General features: G+C 67.3%; 15 protein-coding genes. 8 read left to right on the top strand and 7 right to left on the bottom strand.

Annotated elements, in window-relative coordinates; all coding sequences use genetic code 11:
• Positions 1–18: 18 nt before the first annotated feature.
• From ACI3KY_RS11310 to dnaA, 7 genes are all read right to left on the bottom strand, one after another.
• Positions 19–423, bottom strand: a complete 405-nt coding sequence (locus ACI3KY_RS11310) for a DUF3566 domain-containing protein (RefSeq protein ID WP_404930271.1) — start codon at positions 421–423, stop codon at positions 19–21.
• The gene (gene gyrA / locus ACI3KY_RS11305) at positions 420–3,056 is read right to left on the bottom strand and encodes a DNA gyrase subunit A (protein WP_404930270.1); all 2,637 of its coding nucleotides are present in this window, start codon (positions 3,054–3,056) and stop codon (positions 420–422) included. Before gyrA ends, ACI3KY_RS11310 begins: the two co-directional genes overlap by 4 nt.
• A 71-nt stretch (positions 3,057–3,127) precedes the next feature.
• Complete coding sequence (gene gyrB / locus ACI3KY_RS11300) at positions 3,128–5,161, bottom strand: DNA topoisomerase (ATP-hydrolyzing) subunit B (RefSeq protein ID WP_404930269.1); 2,034 nt, start codon at positions 5,159–5,161, stop codon at positions 3,128–3,130.
• 121 nt (positions 5,162–5,282) lie between these two features.
• Positions 5,283–5,819 (bottom strand): DUF721 domain-containing protein, encoded by a 537-nt coding sequence (locus ACI3KY_RS11295; RefSeq protein WP_404930268.1) that lies wholly within the window; start codon positions 5,817–5,819, stop codon positions 5,283–5,285.
• Positions 5,812–7,035, bottom strand: a complete 1,224-nt coding sequence (gene recF / locus ACI3KY_RS11290) for a DNA replication/repair protein RecF (RefSeq protein ID WP_404930267.1) — start codon at positions 7,033–7,035, stop codon at positions 5,812–5,814. Before recF ends, ACI3KY_RS11295 begins: the two co-directional genes overlap by 8 nt.
• Positions 7,036–7,120: 85 nt before the next feature.
• The gene (gene dnaN, locus ACI3KY_RS11285; protein ID WP_404930266.1) at positions 7,121–8,275 is read right to left on the bottom strand and encodes a DNA polymerase III subunit beta; all 1,155 of its coding nucleotides are present in this window, start codon (positions 8,273–8,275) and stop codon (positions 7,121–7,123) included.
• 479 nt (positions 8,276–8,754) lie between these two features.
• Positions 8,755–10,188, bottom strand: a complete 1,434-nt coding sequence (dnaA, locus tag ACI3KY_RS11280; protein ID WP_404930265.1) for a chromosomal replication initiator protein DnaA — start codon at positions 10,186–10,188, stop codon at positions 8,755–8,757.
• A gap of 309 nt (positions 10,189–10,497) precedes the next feature.
• Between dnaA and rpmH the strand changes: the two genes are divergently transcribed.
• From rpmH to ACI3KY_RS11240, 8 genes are all read left to right on the top strand, one after another.
• Positions 10,498–10,635 (top strand): 50S ribosomal protein L34, encoded by a 138-nt coding sequence (rpmH, locus tag ACI3KY_RS11275; protein ID WP_055952712.1) that lies wholly within the window; start codon positions 10,498–10,500, stop codon positions 10,633–10,635.
• Between the two features lie 8 nt (positions 10,636–10,643).
• Positions 10,644–10,979 carry a ribonuclease P protein component gene (gene rnpA / locus ACI3KY_RS11270; protein WP_404930264.1) on the top strand — a complete coding sequence of 112 codons (336 nt, stop codon included), beginning with the start codon at positions 10,644–10,646 and terminating at the stop codon, positions 10,977–10,979.
• The gene (gene yidD, locus ACI3KY_RS11265; protein WP_194412189.1) at positions 10,976–11,332 is read left to right on the top strand and encodes a membrane protein insertion efficiency factor YidD; all 357 of its coding nucleotides are present in this window, start codon (positions 10,976–10,978) and stop codon (positions 11,330–11,332) included. The genes rnpA and yidD overlap by 4 nt, the downstream gene beginning before the upstream one ends.
• Positions 11,333–11,340: 8 nt before the next feature.
• Entirely contained in the window at positions 11,341–12,489 is a 1,149-nt protein-coding gene (yidC, locus tag ACI3KY_RS11260) for a membrane protein insertase YidC (protein WP_404930263.1), read from the top strand.
• Between the two features lie 23 nt (positions 12,490–12,512).
• Positions 12,513–13,031, top strand: a complete 519-nt coding sequence (locus ACI3KY_RS11255) for a protein jag (protein WP_404930262.1) — start codon at positions 12,513–12,515, stop codon at positions 13,029–13,031.
• Between the two features lie 42 nt (positions 13,032–13,073).
• Positions 13,074–13,697, top strand: coding sequence for a 16S rRNA (guanine(527)-N(7))-methyltransferase RsmG (rsmG, locus tag ACI3KY_RS11250; protein WP_404930261.1), 624 nt, complete (start codon positions 13,074–13,076; stop codon positions 13,695–13,697).
• Positions 13,698–14,808: 1,111 nt separating this feature from the next.
• Positions 14,809–15,189, top strand: coding sequence for a hypothetical protein (locus ACI3KY_RS11245; protein WP_404930260.1), 381 nt, complete (start codon positions 14,809–14,811; stop codon positions 15,187–15,189).
• 380 nt (positions 15,190–15,569) lie between these two features.
• Positions 15,570–16,046: a hypothetical protein gene (locus ACI3KY_RS11240; protein ID WP_404930259.1), complete on the top strand. Its 477-nt coding sequence runs from the start codon at positions 15,570–15,572 to the stop codon at positions 16,044–16,046.
• Positions 16,047–17,620 lie beyond the last annotated feature (1,574 nt).

The following is a 17,620-nucleotide window of genomic DNA, read 5'->3' as shown; positions in this document are numbered from 1 at the left end:
GGCGCTCGACGCCGTGCGTCAGTTGGAGGTGAAGCCGACGAGCAGGCCGCCGGTCACCTTGACGGCCAGGTTGTAGATGCCGGCGATCACGGCACCGAGCACCGTGACGACCACCAGGTTCAGGATCGCGACGACGGCCGAGAAGGCCAGCACCTGCGGGAAGCTCACGAAGTCCGACAGCAGGATGCTGCCGTCCGAGAAGCTCGAGAAGAAGTCGTCGGCCTTGCCGATGAGGCCGGTGGTGGAGACCACCAGGAAGACCATGACGAACGAGACGACCGTCACGACCGCGATGGCGATCGCGGCCAGGAAGGACAGCTTCACCGCGGACCAGAAGTCCACGTACACCAGCCGCAGGCGCACCTGCTTGGCGCTGGTCTTGTGACTGGATTTCTTGGCGAGCTTGTCGGCTACCGTGCTCATGCGTCAGTGCTCTCTTCGGGGGTCTCGGGGGAGGCATCCGACCCGTCGGTCTCTTCTGATGACGGGGTCTCGGCCGTCGGTGCCTGCTCGGCTCCGTCGGCGGCGTCCTCGGGTTCTTCGGCAAGGCCGCGTTCACCGTTGCGGGCGATCGCAAGGATGCGGTCGTCATCGCCGGAGCGGGCGAACACGACACCCATCGTGTCTCGACCCTTGGCGGGGACCTCGGCCACGGCAGAGCGTACCACCTTGCCACTGGCAAGAACCACCAAGACCTCGTCGTCCTCGGAGACGATCAGACCGCCCGCGAGATCGCCGCGATCCTCGCTCAGTTTGGCCACCTTGATGCCCAGTCCGCCGCGATTCTGCACCCGGTACTGATCGACCGCGGTGCGCTTCGCGTAGCCGCCCTCGGTCACCACGAACACGTATCCGTCGTCGGCGGCGACGGATGCCGAGAGCAGGCTGTCGCCGGCGCGGAAGTCCATGCCCTTCACGCCCGACGTCGAACGACCCATCGGACGCAGCGCGGAGTCGGTCGCCGAGAAGCGCAGCGACATGCCGTGGCGGCTGATGAGGAGGATGTCGTCGCCCTGGTCGACCAGCAGCGCGCTGACGACCTCGTCGTCAGAGCCGGGCTCGTCGTCGGCGTCCTCCTCGGGAATCTGGCCGCGCAGCTTGATCGCGATGATGCCGCCCTGGCGGTTGGTGTCGTATTCGGTCAGCCGCGTCTTCTTCACCAGACCGTTGCGCGTCGCGAGCACCAGGTAGGTGGCGACGGAGTAGTCGCGGATGTCGAGGATCTGCGCGATCTCCTCGTCGGGCTGGAGGGCCAGGAGGTTCGCGACGTGCTGGCCCTTGGCGTCACGGCCGGCCTCCGGCACCTCGTACGCCTTCGACCGGTACACGCGGCCCTTGTTCGTGAAGAACAGCAGCCAGTGGTGGGTCGTGGTGACGAAGAAGTGCTCCACCACGTCGTCGGCGCGCAGCTGCGCGCCCTTGACACCCTTGCCGCCGCGGTGCTGCTGACGGTAGTTGTCGCTGCGCGTGCGCTTGATGTAGCCGTCACGCGTGACGGAGATCACCATCTCCTCTTCGGGGATGAGGTCTTCCATCGACATGTCGCCGTCGAAGCCGTGGAGGATGTGGGTGCGACGATCGTCGCCGAACTTGTCGACGATCGCGGTCAGCTCGTCGCGGATGATGGTGCGCTGGCGCCCGGGCTTGGCGAGGATGTCCTGGTAGTCGGCGATCTGGCGCTCGAGCTCGGTGGCCTCGTCGATGATCTTCTGGCGTTCGAGTGCGGCCAGGCGACGCAGCTGCATCTGCAGGATCGCTTCGGCCTGCACGTCGTCGATGTCGAGGAGCGTCTGCAGGCCCTCGTTCGCCTCCTGCACCGTGGGCGACCGGCGGATGAGCGCGATGACCTCGTCGAGCGCGTCGAGCGCCTTGAGGTAGCCGCGCAGGATGTGCATGCGCTCCTCGGCTTTGCGCAGCCGATAGGTGGTGCGCCGCACGATGACGTCGATCTGGTGCTCGACCCACAGGGCGATGAAGCCGTCGAGCGCGAGCGTGCGCGGCACGTTGTCGACGATCGCGAGCATGTTCGCGCCGAAGTTCTCCTGCAGCTGCGTGTGCTTGTACAGGTTGTTCAGCACGACCTTGGCGACGGCATCCCGTTTCAGCACCACCACCAGACGCTGACCGGTACGGTCCGACGTCTCGTCGCGGATGTCGGCGATGCCGGTGATCTTGCCGTCACGCGCGAGGTCGCCGATCTTGACCGCGAGGTTGTCGGGGTTGACCTGGTACGGCAGCTCGGTGATCACGAGGCAGGTACGACCCTGCAGCTCTTCGATCGAAACGACCGCGCGCATCGTGATCGACCCGCGGCCGGTGCGGTAGGCCTCACGGATGCCCTTGGTGCCGAGGATCTGTGCACCGGTCGGGAAGTCGGGGCCGGGGATCCGCTCCATGAGCGCGTCCAGCAGCTCTTCGCGCGAGGCGTCCGGGTGCTCGAGCGCCCACAGCGCACCCGCGGCGACCTCGCGCAGGTTGTGCGGCGGGATGTTGGTCGCCATGCCGACCGCGATGCCGACGGAGCCGTTGACCAGCAGGTTCGGGAAGCGCGCCGGGAGCACCGACGGCTCCTGCGTCTGCCCGTCGTAGTTGTCCTGGAAGTCGACGGTCTCTTCTTCGATGTCGCGCACCATCTCGAGCGCGAGCTGAGCCATCTTCGTCTCGGTGTACCGCGGGGCGGCGGCGCCCATGTTGCCGGGCGAGCCGAAGTTGCCCTGGCCCTGCGCCAGCGGATACCGCAGCGACCACGGCTGCACGAGGCGGACGAGGGCGTCGTAGATCGCCGTGTCACCGTGCGGGTGGTACTGGCCCATGACCTCGCCGACGACGCGCGCGCACTTCGAGAACGACTTGTCGGGGCGGAATCCGCCGTCGTACATGCCGTAGATCACGCGGCGGTGCACGGGCTTCAGGCCGTCGCGCACGTCCGGGAGCGCACGGCCGATGATGACGGCCATCGCGTAGTCGAGATAGCTGCGCTGCATCTCGAGCTGCAGGTCGACCTGATCGATGCGGCCGTGCTCGTGCTCGGGCTCGGGGCGTTCTTCGTCAGCCATGTCTCGTCTTTCGTCTTCGGCGTTTCGTCTCGCTTCGCTCGGTCAACGACCTGAGGTCGTCGTGCCGAGCGCTAGATGTCCAGGAAGCGGACGTCCTTGGCGTTGCGCTGGATGAACGTGCGGCGGGACTCGACGTCCTCGCCCATCAGGACGGAGAAGATCTCGTCGGCCGCGGCGGCGTCGTCGATGGTCACCTGGCGCAGCGTCCGGGTGGTGTGGTCCATCGTGGTCTCCCACAGCTCCTTGGCGTTCATCTCGCCGAGACCCTTGTACCGCTGGATGCCGGAGTCCTTGGGGATCCGCTTGCCGTTCGCCAGACCGTGCTCGAGGAGGGCGTCGCGTTCCTTGTCGGAGTACACGTACTCGTGGGCCGCGTTCGTCCACTTGAGCCGGTACAGCGGCGGCATCGCGAGATAGACGAAACCGGCCTCGATGAGCCCGCGCATGTACCGGAACAGCATGGTGAGCAGCAGCGTGGTGATGTGCTGGCCGTCGACGTCGGCATCCGCCATCAGCACGATCTTGTGATAGCGGGCCTTGTCGATGTCGAAGTCCTCGCCGATGCCCGTGCCGAAGGCCTGGATCATCGCCTGGACCTCTTTGTTGGCCAGCGCTTTGTCGAGGCGTGCGCGCTCGACGTTGAGGATCTTGCCGCGCAGGGCCAGGATCGCCTGGGTGTGCGGATCGCGTCCCGACACGGCCGAGCCGCCGGCGGAGTCTCCCTCGACGAGGAAGATCTCGCTGATCGACGGGTCCTTGCTGGTGCAGTCCTTGAGCTTGTCGGGCATCGCGGCGGACTCGAAGACGCTCTTGCGACGCGCCGTCTCGCGGGCCTTGCGAGCGGCCATGCGAGCGGATGCCGCGTCGATCGCCTTCGTGATCACGCGCTTGGCCTGCACCGGGTTGCGCTCGAGCCAGTCGCCCAGCTGATCGCCGACGACCTTCTGCACGAAGGACTTCGCCTCGGTGTTGCCGAGCTTCGTCTTGGTCTGACCCTCGAACTGCGGCTCCGAGAGCTTCACCGAGATGACCGCGGTGAGGCCCTCGCGGATGTCGTCGCCGGTGAGGTTGTCGTCCTTCTCCTTGAGGAGATTCTTGTCGCGTGCGTACTTGTTGACGAGCGTCGTCAGCGCCGCACGGAAACCTTCCTCGTGCGTGCCGCCCTCGTGCGTGTTGATGGTGTTCGCGAAGGTGAAGACGTTCTCGGTGTAGCTCGTGGTCCACTGCATGGCGAGTTCGAGCGAGATGTGGCGTGTGGTGTCCTCGGACTCGATCTCGATGATCTCGTCGTTGACGACATCCGCGTGACGCACCTTGTTCAGGTACTCCACGTAGTCCACGAGACCGCGCTCGTAGTAGAAGTCGTCGAAAGGCTGGCGCTCTTCCGACCCGCCGCCCTCGGCGTCGGCGACGTACGCGGACTCCGGGCGCTCGTCGGCCAGGGTGATGCGCAGACCCTTGTTGAGGAACGCCGTCTGCTGGAAGCGCGTGCGCAGGGTGTCGTAGTCGTAGTGCACCGACTCGAAGATCGTGTCGTCGGGCCAGAACTCGATGATCGTGCCGGTCTCTTCGGTGGGCTCGACCTTGGCGAGCGGCGCCTGCGGCTGACCGCCGTCGCGGTACGACTGCCGCCAGACGTAACCCTCGCGCTTCACTTCGACCTCGAGGCGGGTCGACAGGGCGTTGACGACCGACGAACCCACGCCGTGCAGGCCTCCGGACACCGCATAGCCGCCGCCGCCGAACTTGCCACCGGCGTGCAGCACGGTGAGCACGACCTCGACGGTCGACTTGCCCTCGGTGCGGTGGATGCCGACCGGGATGCCGCGGCCGTTGTCGACGCAGCGGATGCCGCCGTCGGGCAGGATCGTGACGTTGATCGTGTCGCAGTAGCCGGCGAGGGCCTCGTCGACCGAGTTGTCGACGATCTCGTAGACGAGGTGGTGCAGACCCCGCTCACCGGTCGAGCCGATGTACATGCCGGGGCGCTTGCGCACCGCCTCCAGGCCTTCCAGCACCTGGATGTCGTCTGCCCCGTAGCCGTTGGGAGCCTGCTCGGGCGTTTCGGGTTCCTCGGAAACGTTATCGGGGTTGTCAGACGTCATCTTCGCGAGGGCTCCAGACGGTTCTATGCGGGCCCTGACAGTCTATCCGGTCACAGCCCGATCACAGCGCTCTACGCCTGTCTAACGGGATGAAACTTGTGCGGAGGACTCCGGACGTGCCTCATCCGTAGGTATCGCGCGGACCCCGCCCTGGAATCGTTCTGGGACCCCATTTCCAGGAGGGGACGTCCGGCCCGATGAAGCGGACCGCGTCGACCTTCGCCTCGGGGAAGCGCCGGACGATCTCAGAGAGGATGTGCGCGCGCATCAGCTGCAGCTGTTTCGCCCACGCCGTGGAGTCGGCCTGGACCGTCAGCGACCCCTCCGAGAAGGCGACGGGCCGGGTGTGCCGGGCGGTGTCCTCGCCGGCGACCTCGGCCCAGGCCCGCACGACGTCCTCGCGGGCGAGTTGACCGTTCCAGCCGGCCTCCCGGGTGAGGTCGGCGATCACATCGCCCACTCCACGCGGGTCTCGCCCCGGCGCGAAGGGGATGTTCTCGTCGTCGACCGTGCGGCGGCGGCGCTTGCGGAACGATCGGGCCGACGGCTCGAGTCCCCGCAGCCGCAGGTAGGTGGCGATGGTCTCGGGCACATCCGAGCGGTCGGGCACACCGTCGGCACCCGCCCCGGTCCCTGCGCCTCTCGACGGGTCAGTCATCCGCCGCCTCCGCGTCATTGTCCGCGTCATCGTCCACAGTGGCGAGGATGCGCCCGGCCTCCACCCGGACCATGCGGGCGCGCAGCTCGTCGGGGACGTCACCCTCGACGGCGGCCGTGACCACCACCTGCTCGTAGTCGGCAGCGAGCTGCGCGAGCCGGGCACGGCGATCGGTGTCGAGCTCGGCGAACACGTCATCGAGGATGAGCACCGGATCGCCGAGGCGCGAATCGGCCCGCAGCAGCTCGGCCGAGGCGAGGCGCAGTGAGAGCGCCACCGACCACGACTCGCCGTGCGAGGCGTATCCCTTCACCGGAAGACCGCGGATGCGCAGCAGCAGGTCGTCGCGGTGCGGACCCACCAGAGTGAGCCCGCGGTCGAGCTCGGCCGAGCGCTTCGCGGCCAGCGCCTGCCGGAACAGCTCGGCGATGCGCTCGGCCGAGGTCCCGGTCGAGGCGGCCGCCGCATCGACGGACCCAGGAGCGGATCCGCCATCGCCGTCCTCGTCCGTGACGGCGCCCTCGACGGAGAGCGCCCACTCGATCTCGGGTCGGTGGTCGGCCCCGGCGATGGCCGTGTATGCGGCGGCGAGGGGTGTCGCGAGGTCGGTCGCGAGCGCCAGCCGCGCCGCGATGAGCTGCGTGCCGAGCGAGACGAGCTTGTCGTCCCAGACGTCGAGGGTCGACAGGGCGTCCCCGCGGATGCCCCGTGCCCTCGCGGATTTCAGCAGCGCGGTGCGCTGTTTGAGCACCCGGTCGTAGTCCGCGATCACGCCGGCCATGCGCGGCGCGCGCTGCACGAGGAGCTGATCCGCGAATCGGCGACGCGCGGACGGGTCGCCGCGCACGATCTGCAGGTCCTCCGGCGCGAACAGCACCACCTGCGCGTAGCGCGGCAGCTCGGCCGGCTTCACCGCCGCGCCGTTGACCCGCGCCTTGTTCGAGCCCTGCCGGTTGACCTGCACCTCGAGCTGCACCCGCCGCTCACCGTGCGCCAGCCGCGCGCGGATGATCGCGGCATCCGCACCGTCGCGCACCATCGGGGCGTCGTTCGACACACGATGCGAGCCCAGCGTCGCGAAGAAGGCGATGGCCTCGGCGAGATTCGTCTTGCCCTGACCGTTGCGGCCCACGAACACATTGGGGCCGGGCCCGAGCTCGACGTCAGCGGCCGCATAGTTGCGGAAGTCGACGAGACTCAGGTGCTCCACGATCACTGGGTCAGCCTAGTTCGAGTGTGCGACGTTTCGTCTGGCTCGTTCCTGGCTCGCTCAACGCCCGGGCTTCCGGCCGCCGAGACTGTCAGCGGAGGAGCAGGTTGGGCTGCAGCAGGTACCGGAACGAGTCGGAACCCGCGCGGTCGACCGAGGTCTGCGGGGTGATGAGCACCGGGCTCAGCTTGTTGGCGTTCTCGCTCGAGGTGAACGTGATCCGCACGAACTCGCTCTTGACCGCGCCGAGCGACTCGAGCAGGTACTGCGGATTGAGACCCAGCGTCACGTCGTCGCCGCCCAGGAGCGTGGCGTCGACGGACTCGGTGGCCCGCGCCTGCTCGGTGCCCGAGGCATCCATCGACACGCTGTCGGTCGTGAAGGTGAACCGCAGCGGGGCCGACCGGTCGAGCACCAGCGACACACGACGCACCGCTTCGGCGAGCTCGGCGGTGTTGACCACCGCGTGGTGCTCGGTGGCCTCGGGGAACAGACGCCGCACCGGCGGGAAGTTGCCCTTGATGAGCAGCGACGTCACCGTCTTGTTGCCCGCGGTGAACGCGATGATCTCGCGATCGCCCGAACCCGAGAACGCGATGGAGATGTCGCCGCCGTGGGCGAACGTCTTTCCGACCTCGGTGAGCGTGCGCGCCGGCACGAGCGCGGTCGTCGACTCGTCGGTCGCCGTGCCGCCGCCGTCCCAGGGGATCTCGCGGAGCGCGACGCGGTAGCGGTCGGTGGCGACCAGGCTGAGGCTCGTGCCCGACACCTCGAGCTGCACGCCGGTGAGAACGGGGGTGACGTCGTCGCGCGACGCCGCGAAGGCGACCTGGGCGATGGCGGTGGCGAAGTCCTCCGACGGGACGAGACCCGAATCTCCGGTGACCTCGGGGATCGCGGGGTACTCCTGCACCGGCATGGACGCCAGAGTGAACCGTGCCGAGCCGCACGTCAGCAGGATGCCGCCGTCGTCATCGACCTCGATCTGGATCGGGGCGTTCGGCAGACGGCTGGCGATGTCGGAGAGCAGCCGGCCGTGGACCAGGATCGTGCCTGGGTCGTCGACTGTCGCATCGATCGTCGTGCGGGCCGACGCCTCGTAGTCGAAGGCTGCCAGCGAGAGGCCTTCCGCGGATGCCTCGATCAGCACGCCCGCCAGGATCGGCTGCGGGTTGCGCTGCGGCAGGAGTTTGACGACGAACGATACGGCTTCGCTGAACACATCGCGATTGACGTGGAACTTCACGAACGCTCCCTCTGCAGCGGGCCCTTCGACTGCGGGCTCGGGGTTCTCATGCTAGTGCCAGCCCCGGAGATTGCCAGTCCGCTCTGTTCGCCGGGCGGCTCTCCACCGCAAAGGTGATCGGACGGGTTCATCACAGAGATTTCTTGTCATGGTGTTAACGACTGTGGAAACTGTGGACAACTCGCGCGGCGCCAGTCGAGACACCGGAACCACAAGAGTGTGAGTTGTGGAACGGCTGCGGAGGAAGGTCGGGAAGTGGGATGCCGCGGCCCCCGGCATCCGCAATCCATCCACAGGCCTCCCCCGCTCGCTCACAGGAGTTTCCGCAGGGTTGGAGAGTTATCCACAGGTTTTCCACACTGTGCAGAACCGGAATAATGGCCCTGCTCGCGGCACCTGTCAAGAACTTCTTCGGGCATATGCAGCGATGGGTCCGCGCGTCGTAACGCACGGACCCATCGAGGGCTGTAGAGGGCTCGTCAGCGGCCGTTGCGGCCGAGCTGCGCGGTGATCTCCGTGACCTGGTTGTAGATCGAACGGCGCTCCTTCATGAGCTCGCTGATCTTCTTGTAGGCGTACATCACGGTGGTGTGATCGCGGTTGCCGAACAGCTGGCCGATCTTCGGCAGCGACAGACTCGTCCGCTCGCGACACAGGTACATGGCGATCTGGCGCGCCTGCGCCACCTGCTGCGAGCGGCTCGAGCCGTACAGGTCGTCGACGGTGAGCTTGAAGTAGGCCGCCGTCGCCGTGATGATGTCGGTCGGCGAGATGACGTTGGCGTCGTCCTGATCGACGATGTCGCGCAGCACCGTCTGCGCGAGCGACATGTCGAGTGTCGAGCGGTTGAGACTCGCGAACGCCGAGACCCGGATGAGGGCGCCCTCGAGCTCGCGGATGTTCGACGACACCACCGTCGCGATGTACTCCATCACCTCGTCGGGGATGTGGAGGCGCTCGGACTGCGCCTTCTTGCGCAGGATCGCGATGCGGGTCTCGAGGTCGGGCGCCTGCACGTCGGTGATGAGGCCCCACTCGAAGCGGCTGCGCATACGGTCTTCGAAGCCGGTCAGGTGCTTCGGGGGCACGTCGCTCGTGATCACGACCTGCTTGTCGTGGTCGTGCAGCTGGTTGAAGGTGTGGAAGAACGCCTCCTGCGTCTCGGCGCGCCCCTGCAGGAACTGGATGTCGTCGATCAGGAGGATGTCGACATCCCGATACCGCGCCTGGAATGCCGAGCCGCGGTTGTTGGCGATCGAGTTGATGAAGTCGTTCGTGAACTCCTCGCTCGACACGTAGCGCACGCGGATGCCGGCGTACAGACTGAGCGCGTAATCGCCGATGGCGTGGAGCAGGTGGGTCTTGCCCAGTCCGGAGTCGCCGTAGATGAACAGCGGGTTGTACGCCTTCGCCGGCGCTTCCGCCACGGCGACCGCCGCGGCATGCGCGAACCGGTTGGACTGGCCGATGACGAAGTTGTCGAACGTGTACTTGGGATTGAGGCGGGTATCGCTGCGCGAGACGGATGCCGGCTCCGCAGGCTCCTCGACACGCGGGCGCCCCAGCGGTGCGGCATTCGACATGACCGGCACGCTGGACTGGATCGGGATCGGCGCCGTCAGGTGCGCGTCCGCCAGGTCGGGATTGACGACGACGCGGAACGTCGAGGCCGGATTCTGGCCGTCCTGCACGACCCGGGTGAGTGCCTCGAGGATCGGCGCGCGCATGCGCTTGGTGAACTGGGCGGCGGTCAGATCGTTGGGAACGTCGAGGTACAGCGTTCCGCCCATCACGCCCTGCGGCACGGCCAGGCTGATGAAGCCGTGCAGCTGCGGGGTGATGCGATCGTCTCGCACGAGTTCGTCCAGAACGGCCGTCCAGACCGGAACATCTGGAACTTCGTGCGGTGTCATGGCCCCCCCGGGTTGTCGATGATTCCACCGGAAGCCGCGGAAACGTCGGTCCAGGCCTGTGGATAACTGCCGGAGCCACGCTAGTCAGGAGGCGTCGCGTGAGCAAACTCCACTGTAGAGCCGCCCTGCGTGTCGGTGCCAGGGTGGAGTGAGCCGCCGGTGCATAATGACACGTTCTGCGCTCGGTTTGAGTTCTCGGGCAACACGACGTAGCCTTAATCGGTTGACTTATGCCTTCGCGGCAGTCGCCCCTGTACACACGTCCCCGGTCTCGAGCGTCCCGGTGACACCTGATCGGAAGTAGTTCCCATGAGCAAGCGCACCTTCCAGCCCAACAACCGCCGCCGCGCCAAGAAGCACGGCTTCCGCGCCCGCATGCGCACGCGCGCCGGCCGCGGCATCCTTTCGGCTCGTCGCGCCAAGGGGCGCACCGAGCTCTCGGCCTGAGCCGAGCGGTGCTCGCGAGGCGGAACCGACTCACCCGCGGCGCGGAGTACAAGGCCGTCGTCCGTCGGGGCCGTCGGTGTGCCGGAGCGCACACCGTGACCTACGTGAACCGCGCCGTGACCGATGGTCCGGCGCGGTTCGGTTTCATCGTGAGCCGGCAGGTGGGTGGCGCGGTCGTGCGCAACACCGTCCGTCGTCGCCTGAAGGCCCTGTGCCTCGAGTCGCTCGAGTCCGTCGGCGCCGGCGATGACATCGTGATCCGCGCACTGCCGAGCGCGGCATCCGCGTCATTCGCCGATCTGCGCAGCGACGTCGAGAAGTGCCTGGCACGGAGGACCCGATGAGCGTCCTTCCCGCCTATGCCCTGGGCGACGCCGAGTTCTCGGCATCCGATTCGCTCCGCAGCGTCCCCCTGCTCCCCCGCAACGCGGTCCTCGCACTGCTGCATGGATACCGCGCCACGATCTCGCACACCTACGGCGATGTCTGCAAGTACTACCCGTCGTGCTCGGCGTACGCGGTCGGCGCGGTGCAGCAGCACGGCGCGGTGAAGGGCGCGGCGCTCACGGCAGCGCGCCTCGCCCGCTGCCACCCCTGGGCCGTCGGCGGCGTCGATGACGTGCCGCCCCACAAGAACTTCCGGCACGAACTGACCCGTCATGGGTTCGTCGTGCCCGCCCCCACCGGAAAGGACTGATCCTCCACATGGATCTCTTGTCAGCCCTCGCCTCGACGCCTTCGCCGTCGCCCGCAGCGCCCAGCGGAGGCTTCGACCTCTTCGGCATCATCCTCTGGCCGCTGAAGTGGGCCGTCGAAGCCGTGCTGGTCTTCTGGCACTGGTTCTTCACGGCGATCGGCCTTCCGGCCGCCGACGGCATCACCTGGGTGCTGTCGATCGTGGGCCTCGTCGTCGTTGTCCGCTCCGCTCTCATCCCGCTCTTCGTGCGCCAGATCAAGAGTCAGCGCAAGATGATGGAAATCGCCCCTGAACTGCGGAAAGTTCAGGAGAAGTACAAGGGCAAGAAGGATCAGCTGTCTCGTGAGGCCATGAGCCGCGAGACGATGGCGCTGTATAAGAAGCACGGTACGACGCCGGTGTCGAGCTGTCTTCCGCTCCTGGTGCAGATGCCCGTGTTCTTCGCGCTGTACAGCGTGCTGAGCGACGTCACCAAGCACTACAACGCCGGCACCGGCGGTGTCGGACTTCTCAGCGCCGAACTCACCGCCGAGTTCTACAACGCCAAGCTCTTCGGCGTCGCATCGCTGCACGAGACCCTCATCCAGGCGTTCCAGACCGGCAACACCCCGGCGATCATCATCCTGATCACCCTCGTCGTGCTGATGATCGCATCGCAGTTCTTCACGCAGCTGCAGATCATCTCGAAGAACCTCTCCCCCGAGGCCAAGACCGGCCAGGCCTACCAGATGCAGCGCATCATGCTCTACATCCTTCCGCTGGGCTTCATCTTCTCGGGTGTCTTCTTCCCGCTCGGCGTCGTCATCTACTGGTTCGTGTCGAACCTGTGGACGATGGGTCAGCAGTTCCTCGTCATCCGTGAGATGCCGACGCCCGGCTCCGACGCGGCCAAGGCGCGGGAGGAGCGTCTGGCGCGCAAGGGCAAGGCGATCGACGGTTCCGGCAAGGTCGTTCCGATGGAGAAGTACGTCGCCGAGCAGCAGCGCCTGTACGAAGAGGCCGAGAAGGCGAAGGCCACGACACCCAAGCGCCAGCAGCCCGTCAGCAAGCAGCGCGCCAAGAAGCAGGCCCAGAAGCAGCCGGGCCAGAAGCCGGGCAGCCCGGCCGCCGGTGACCCCGACCCCAGCAGCTCCGCCGGTTCCGGCGCCGCTTCCTGACCGACGCACACGAGGATCACGCCATGACCACGTCCCCTGAGTACGCACCCGTCGACACGCGCGACGAGCGGGCGCCCGCCACCGTCGCCCAACTCGAAGAGGAAGGCGACATCGCCGCCGACTTCATCGAGGGACTGCTCGACATCGCCGACATCGACGGCGATCTCGACCTCGACGTGCGCGCCGGCCGCGCCTATGTCTCCGTCGCCGCGCCGTCGGGCGGATCGGTGGCGCTCATCGCGGCGCCCGACACCGTGCAGGCGCTGCAGGAGCTGACCCGCATCGCGGTGCAGAGCCGCACCGGCCGGTTCTCGCGACTGATCCTCGACGTCGGCGGCTCGCGGGATGCGCGCCAGCACGAACTCGAGGCCCTCGTCGATCGTGCGATCGCGCGGTTGGACGACGGAGCCTCGCAGGCCTCGCTGCCCGCCATGTCGAGCTACGAGCGCAAGGTCGTCCACGACATCGTCGCTGACCGCGGATTCGTGTCGGAATCGTACGGCGAAGGCGCCGACCGCCACACGGTGATCCGTCGCGGCTGAGCCGCGGTTTCACGTGGAACATTCGACTTCGTGGAACCGTCGATGACTGACATCGAGCAAGAGCCCGCTGCCGCCGCCGAGATCTTCGGCGACCGGATCGAGGTGGCACGCGCGTTCGCGGACGCGCTTGCTGAGCACGGTGAGGAGCGCGGCCTGATCGGTCCGCTCGAGCCCCCACGTCTGTGGTCGCGTCACATCCTCAACAGCGCGGTCATCGCACCCCTGTTCTCAGGACGAGTCGGCGACGTGGGCTCAGGTGCCGGCCTCCCCGGGCTCGTGCTCGCGATCGCCCGCCCGGACGTGGAGTGGGTGCTCATCGAGCCGATGGAGCGCCGCATCGCGTGGCTGTCGGAGCAGGTCGACGCTCTCGGACTCGAGAACGTCGAGGTGGTGCGCGCGCGCGCCGAGGACTGGAAGCAGGGACCTGTGCTCGATGCCGTGACGGCACGCGCCGTCAGCGCACTCCGCACCCTCGTGCCCATCACCGCTCCCCTGGTCCGCCCGGGTGGTGAACTCATTCTCCTCAAGGGCACCAGCGCCACGAACGAGATCGAGGCCGCCGAGAAGCAGCTGCGGAAGTTCAAGGTGACGAACGCACGCGTCGAAGTGATCGGCGAGGGTCTGCTCACCGAACCGTCCCGCGTGATTCGCGCCACCGTACGCTGAAACCGGGTCAGCCGCTGTGCGGCGACCTCGTCGGGCTGTGCCGCAGGACGTTGCGCCCAGAATGCGGGCGGCCTTGACCACTCCCGCTCTCGTCGCATCGTGGCGGTATCCCTGTTCTGTACGGCGTGTTGGCGCGAGCCCGGACGTTCTCACCGTTGCGGCTTCCGTGTCGACCAAGTGTCTGTCGTGCAGGTGGGTTGTTGTCGTCCTCCGTGGACCAGGGCGATGCTGCTGGCGGCAGTGGTGGTGGCCGGCGGCGACGGCTGCTGCCCTCCCCCACTCGCACGCTCGCGGGGTCCGACAGGTGCTCCGAGCGTTTCACGGGAACAGGGTCGGTTCCGGCTGAAGGCGTCCGTCCTCAGGATCTCCGTCGCTCCGGACGATCTTGTCGACGCCTCTGACGTCGTTCGCATGTCGGACTGGTCTTCATGTTTCACGTGAAACGGGGTAGATCGCGCCTCGGATGCCGGTGTGACGACACGTCGGCCTCAAACGGTGAGAGCGCAGCGGGGCTGCATTCCCGCAACGGTGGTCATGGGGTCCGATCGGCGGCCCACGGCAGATTCCCGGTGGGGCGTCCGGAGGGCACACCGTTGCCGCTGACCGCGTGTAGCTTGCTCGGATTCGGGGTGGCGCCACATTGCATCGATCATGGACCGCTGACCCGACCAGCGCGGTCGTGGTCGCCAGAGCGCTGGCATGGGGTGTGGGGTCGGTCGAACCGCGCGCCTGCAGTTGCGGGCCGGAAGCGGGCGAGCATAAACCGGTAGCGACGTTCACGCGGCAGCTCACAGAATGTCATCCGGCGGCACTCGAGGGTAAAGGGGCGCTATTGCAGGCACGTGGTGTCGCTTCATCGCTACCGCTCACGGTCGCGGGCCACACGTTTCACGTGAAACACCAATCGCCGCAGACCTCCCCCGCTGGCTGCGCGACAACGGGGCCATGGCATCAGCTTGGGTGCGGGTGTAGCCTGCGCCGCATGGGGAGCTCGACGCCTTCGGGCGCCGAACATGGGAGTGATCTGCGGAGCGCGGGAGAGCGCTCGCGCTCCGTGCGGTCTGCGGTGCTTGCCCTCACAGTCGGCGTCGTCATCGGTGGGACCGTAGCCGTGGCAGCGGTCACACGAGGCCCTGCCGCGCAGCCGGACGCAACCCTGCAGCCGACGCGCGTTCTCCCTGATGCGCTCGTTCTCCGAGTTTTGGAGCCTCCCGAGGCGGAACACCTCGAGATCGACCTCAACACTCTCCGCAACTTCGGCACACAGGAAGGCATCGAGATCTGGTCGGCGGTGAATGCCCTCGGGTCGTCCTGCATCATCGCGATTCATCGCGAGACGGAGGATGTACTGGGCGCCTCCTGCGTTCCCCCGGGCGCCACGACGTTCGTCGATACGGTCAGACACGGACTGCCCGTGGGTGCGGCTTACCGCTTCACTCTCCGCCCTGATGCGGTGGACGTGCACCTGCTGGTGCCCGACGAAGGTGGATGATGAGCGGCACGTCGGGTGGGTCCTTCGACATCGAGCGTGAACTCGCTGAACTGAGGGAACGTGCATATGGACCCGCACCCGATATCGACGGCGATCCCGCGGCGGCGGCACGGCTCGCGGAGCTCGAGGACAGGCATCGGCACGCCATTGCGGAGGCACGCCACACAGGCTTCGGATCGTCGGAGACGACCATCGCCAGTTCTGACGAACCGCGAGGATTCCCCACGCCTCAGATCGAAGACGTCCGGATCGCCGAGGCTGGATCTCCCCTCCCGGGTGCGTCACCACGCAGTGGCGTCGGCCGCCGCGCGCATCGCGCTGCGTGGCGCCGAACGAGGAGCAGATCACTGCGCTCTGTCCTACTGGCTCTTGTCGCGGGGGTGGTGACTGCGGCCGTCGTGTGCGGTGTCTACTGGGCACTTGCGCCGCGTCCGGCCGCCATCCTGCAGGCGGGCGCGCAGACGGACGTCGCTCCGGCTGCCGATCGCTGGATCGTGCTCAGCAGTGAAGATGGCGTGTTCATGGATCGGACCGTCGATCAGCAGTCCCTCACCCCATACGGTGCGTTCCATGGCGTCGCCGTGTGGAGCGGAGTCGACGAACTCGACAATCCGTGTCTGATCCTCATCGAGGAATCGAGCGATCGCACCCTGCAGGCGGCCTGTACGCCGGGTACCGGCGAACTCATCGCCGACATCGGTGTCTGGGGCGGCGATGAGGACTTCGCCGGGGACCTCCCCCGGGGCAGCATCATCCGGTTCCGGCACCTCGGGGCAACGGTTGAGGCGTGGATCATAGAAGCGGCCGATGTGCCGAAGCCGCCGGACGGGCGTGGGGAGTTCGCCGGGCGTGTCTAAACTCCCCACATGTTTCACGTGAAACGCGCAAGCTGCCCTACTCTCCAGGCACGCGTGCGCGAGGCCCCCCGTGTTTCACGTGAAACACGCCCAGCATCGTTATGGATGCCGACCGCGCCGAATCGGCGCGGAGACGTCGACACCGCGACGGCGGCTTCAGTGAGAGTCGGCGACGGAGCCGCGGGACAGGTCGATCACGGAGATCGCATCGATCGCCCAGCCTCCAGGACGGTGGTTCTGTGCGGCGATGTGGCGCCCGGGCGCCCGCTTCTGTCGCTTGATGCGGGGACTTCCCTACCGGCTCCCATCAGGCGAGCTCCCCGTTGTGTCACTGACGACTGATTGCGCGGTGGGTCAGCCGACGGAGCGTGGTGCTCATTGAGGCTCGCGCACTGAGCGCTGGAACGGTGAGCGCGCGCGAACAGGCAGTCGTTTCACGTGAAACATGAGTGCCGCCCGATGAATGTAGGTCGCCTCCGGGCGGTACGGGGTGCATCTTGGCACCGCACCCCGTGGGTCGTGGCGGGGGTGGCGGCCAGGAGACGTCGTGTCCCCCACAAGATGTCGCAGGTGGAAACAGCGAAAGCCGGGACTGCACGTGCGGCGGTCGTGCCTCACGAGGCACCCGCGATCACGGTTGTCCAGAAGTCGAGGCCGTTTCACGTGAAACGTGAGGGCCGACCATCACGACGGCCTCACACGTTGTGCGCATGACCGAGGGGCGTACCCTCGCTCAGCGAAGAGTGCACTCCTCGGGCCGAAATCGGTCGTGATGGGTCCGAGGGTGGCGCGGACGTGCGTGTGCCGTCAGGGATGAGATGCGGTACACAGCGCAAGCGAACAATGCGTCAGCGGAATCTCCGGAGGCGAGGTGACCGCGCGGCGAGCTGCAGAGGGTGAGTTGAGAACCGAACGACCCACCGAACCCCCGGGTATGGTGCTCACTGATGGGTGGCGACGATCGTTTCGCTACTCAGCGTTGGGCCTGCGGGGACCGTGTGCGCCGCCACTGGTGGTGCCGGCGGCCGTCTGGGGATCGCGCAGCAGGCTCGTCCCTGCTCGGAAAGCGCCGCACGGAGAGCCGGCCCTCGCTGCCCGTGGCTCCGCCTTCCGTTCGGCGACGCGGCTACGGCGGATTCTGCCCAGCTGGGCCGGACGCAGGCTCGATGTTGCCTTGCAGTGCGTAGGAGCCTGACGCGACCACGGTGCGTGAGCCCCGCGCTGGCATTCTCTGGCCTGCGCGGCTGTGCGCGCGAAGCTTCGGGCAAATCACGGCCGACAAAGACGGTCTGCGCCGGGCTCAGGTCGCGACGGCCCCCCGCACGAGCCGCGCGCCCCACGGCACGCGTCCGCGGCAGACACTTCACGAGGTGTCGTGACGTCCGGTGGCCGGCGCTACGCCGTACGGGCCGGTCAGGACGCCGCCGAACGAACGGATCGCGCGTGGGCACGGGGACGCGGCGGTCAGTGCGGCTTGACCCGATCCGCATGCATGCGACATCGGAGGGATGCCGGGCGGCGCGACGCGTGCGGCTGATGGGTCGGCCGGCTATCAGACGCGCGATCCTCCGTGT

Origin of the sequence: Microbacterium sp. ZW T2_14, assembly GCF_044987405.1 — a bacterium.
Taxonomy (GTDB): Bacteria; Actinomycetota; Actinomycetes; order Actinomycetales; family Microbacteriaceae; genus Microbacterium.
The sequence above is the reverse complement of the archived record's forward strand: the minus strand, read 5'-3'. Positions and strand labels throughout refer to the sequence as shown.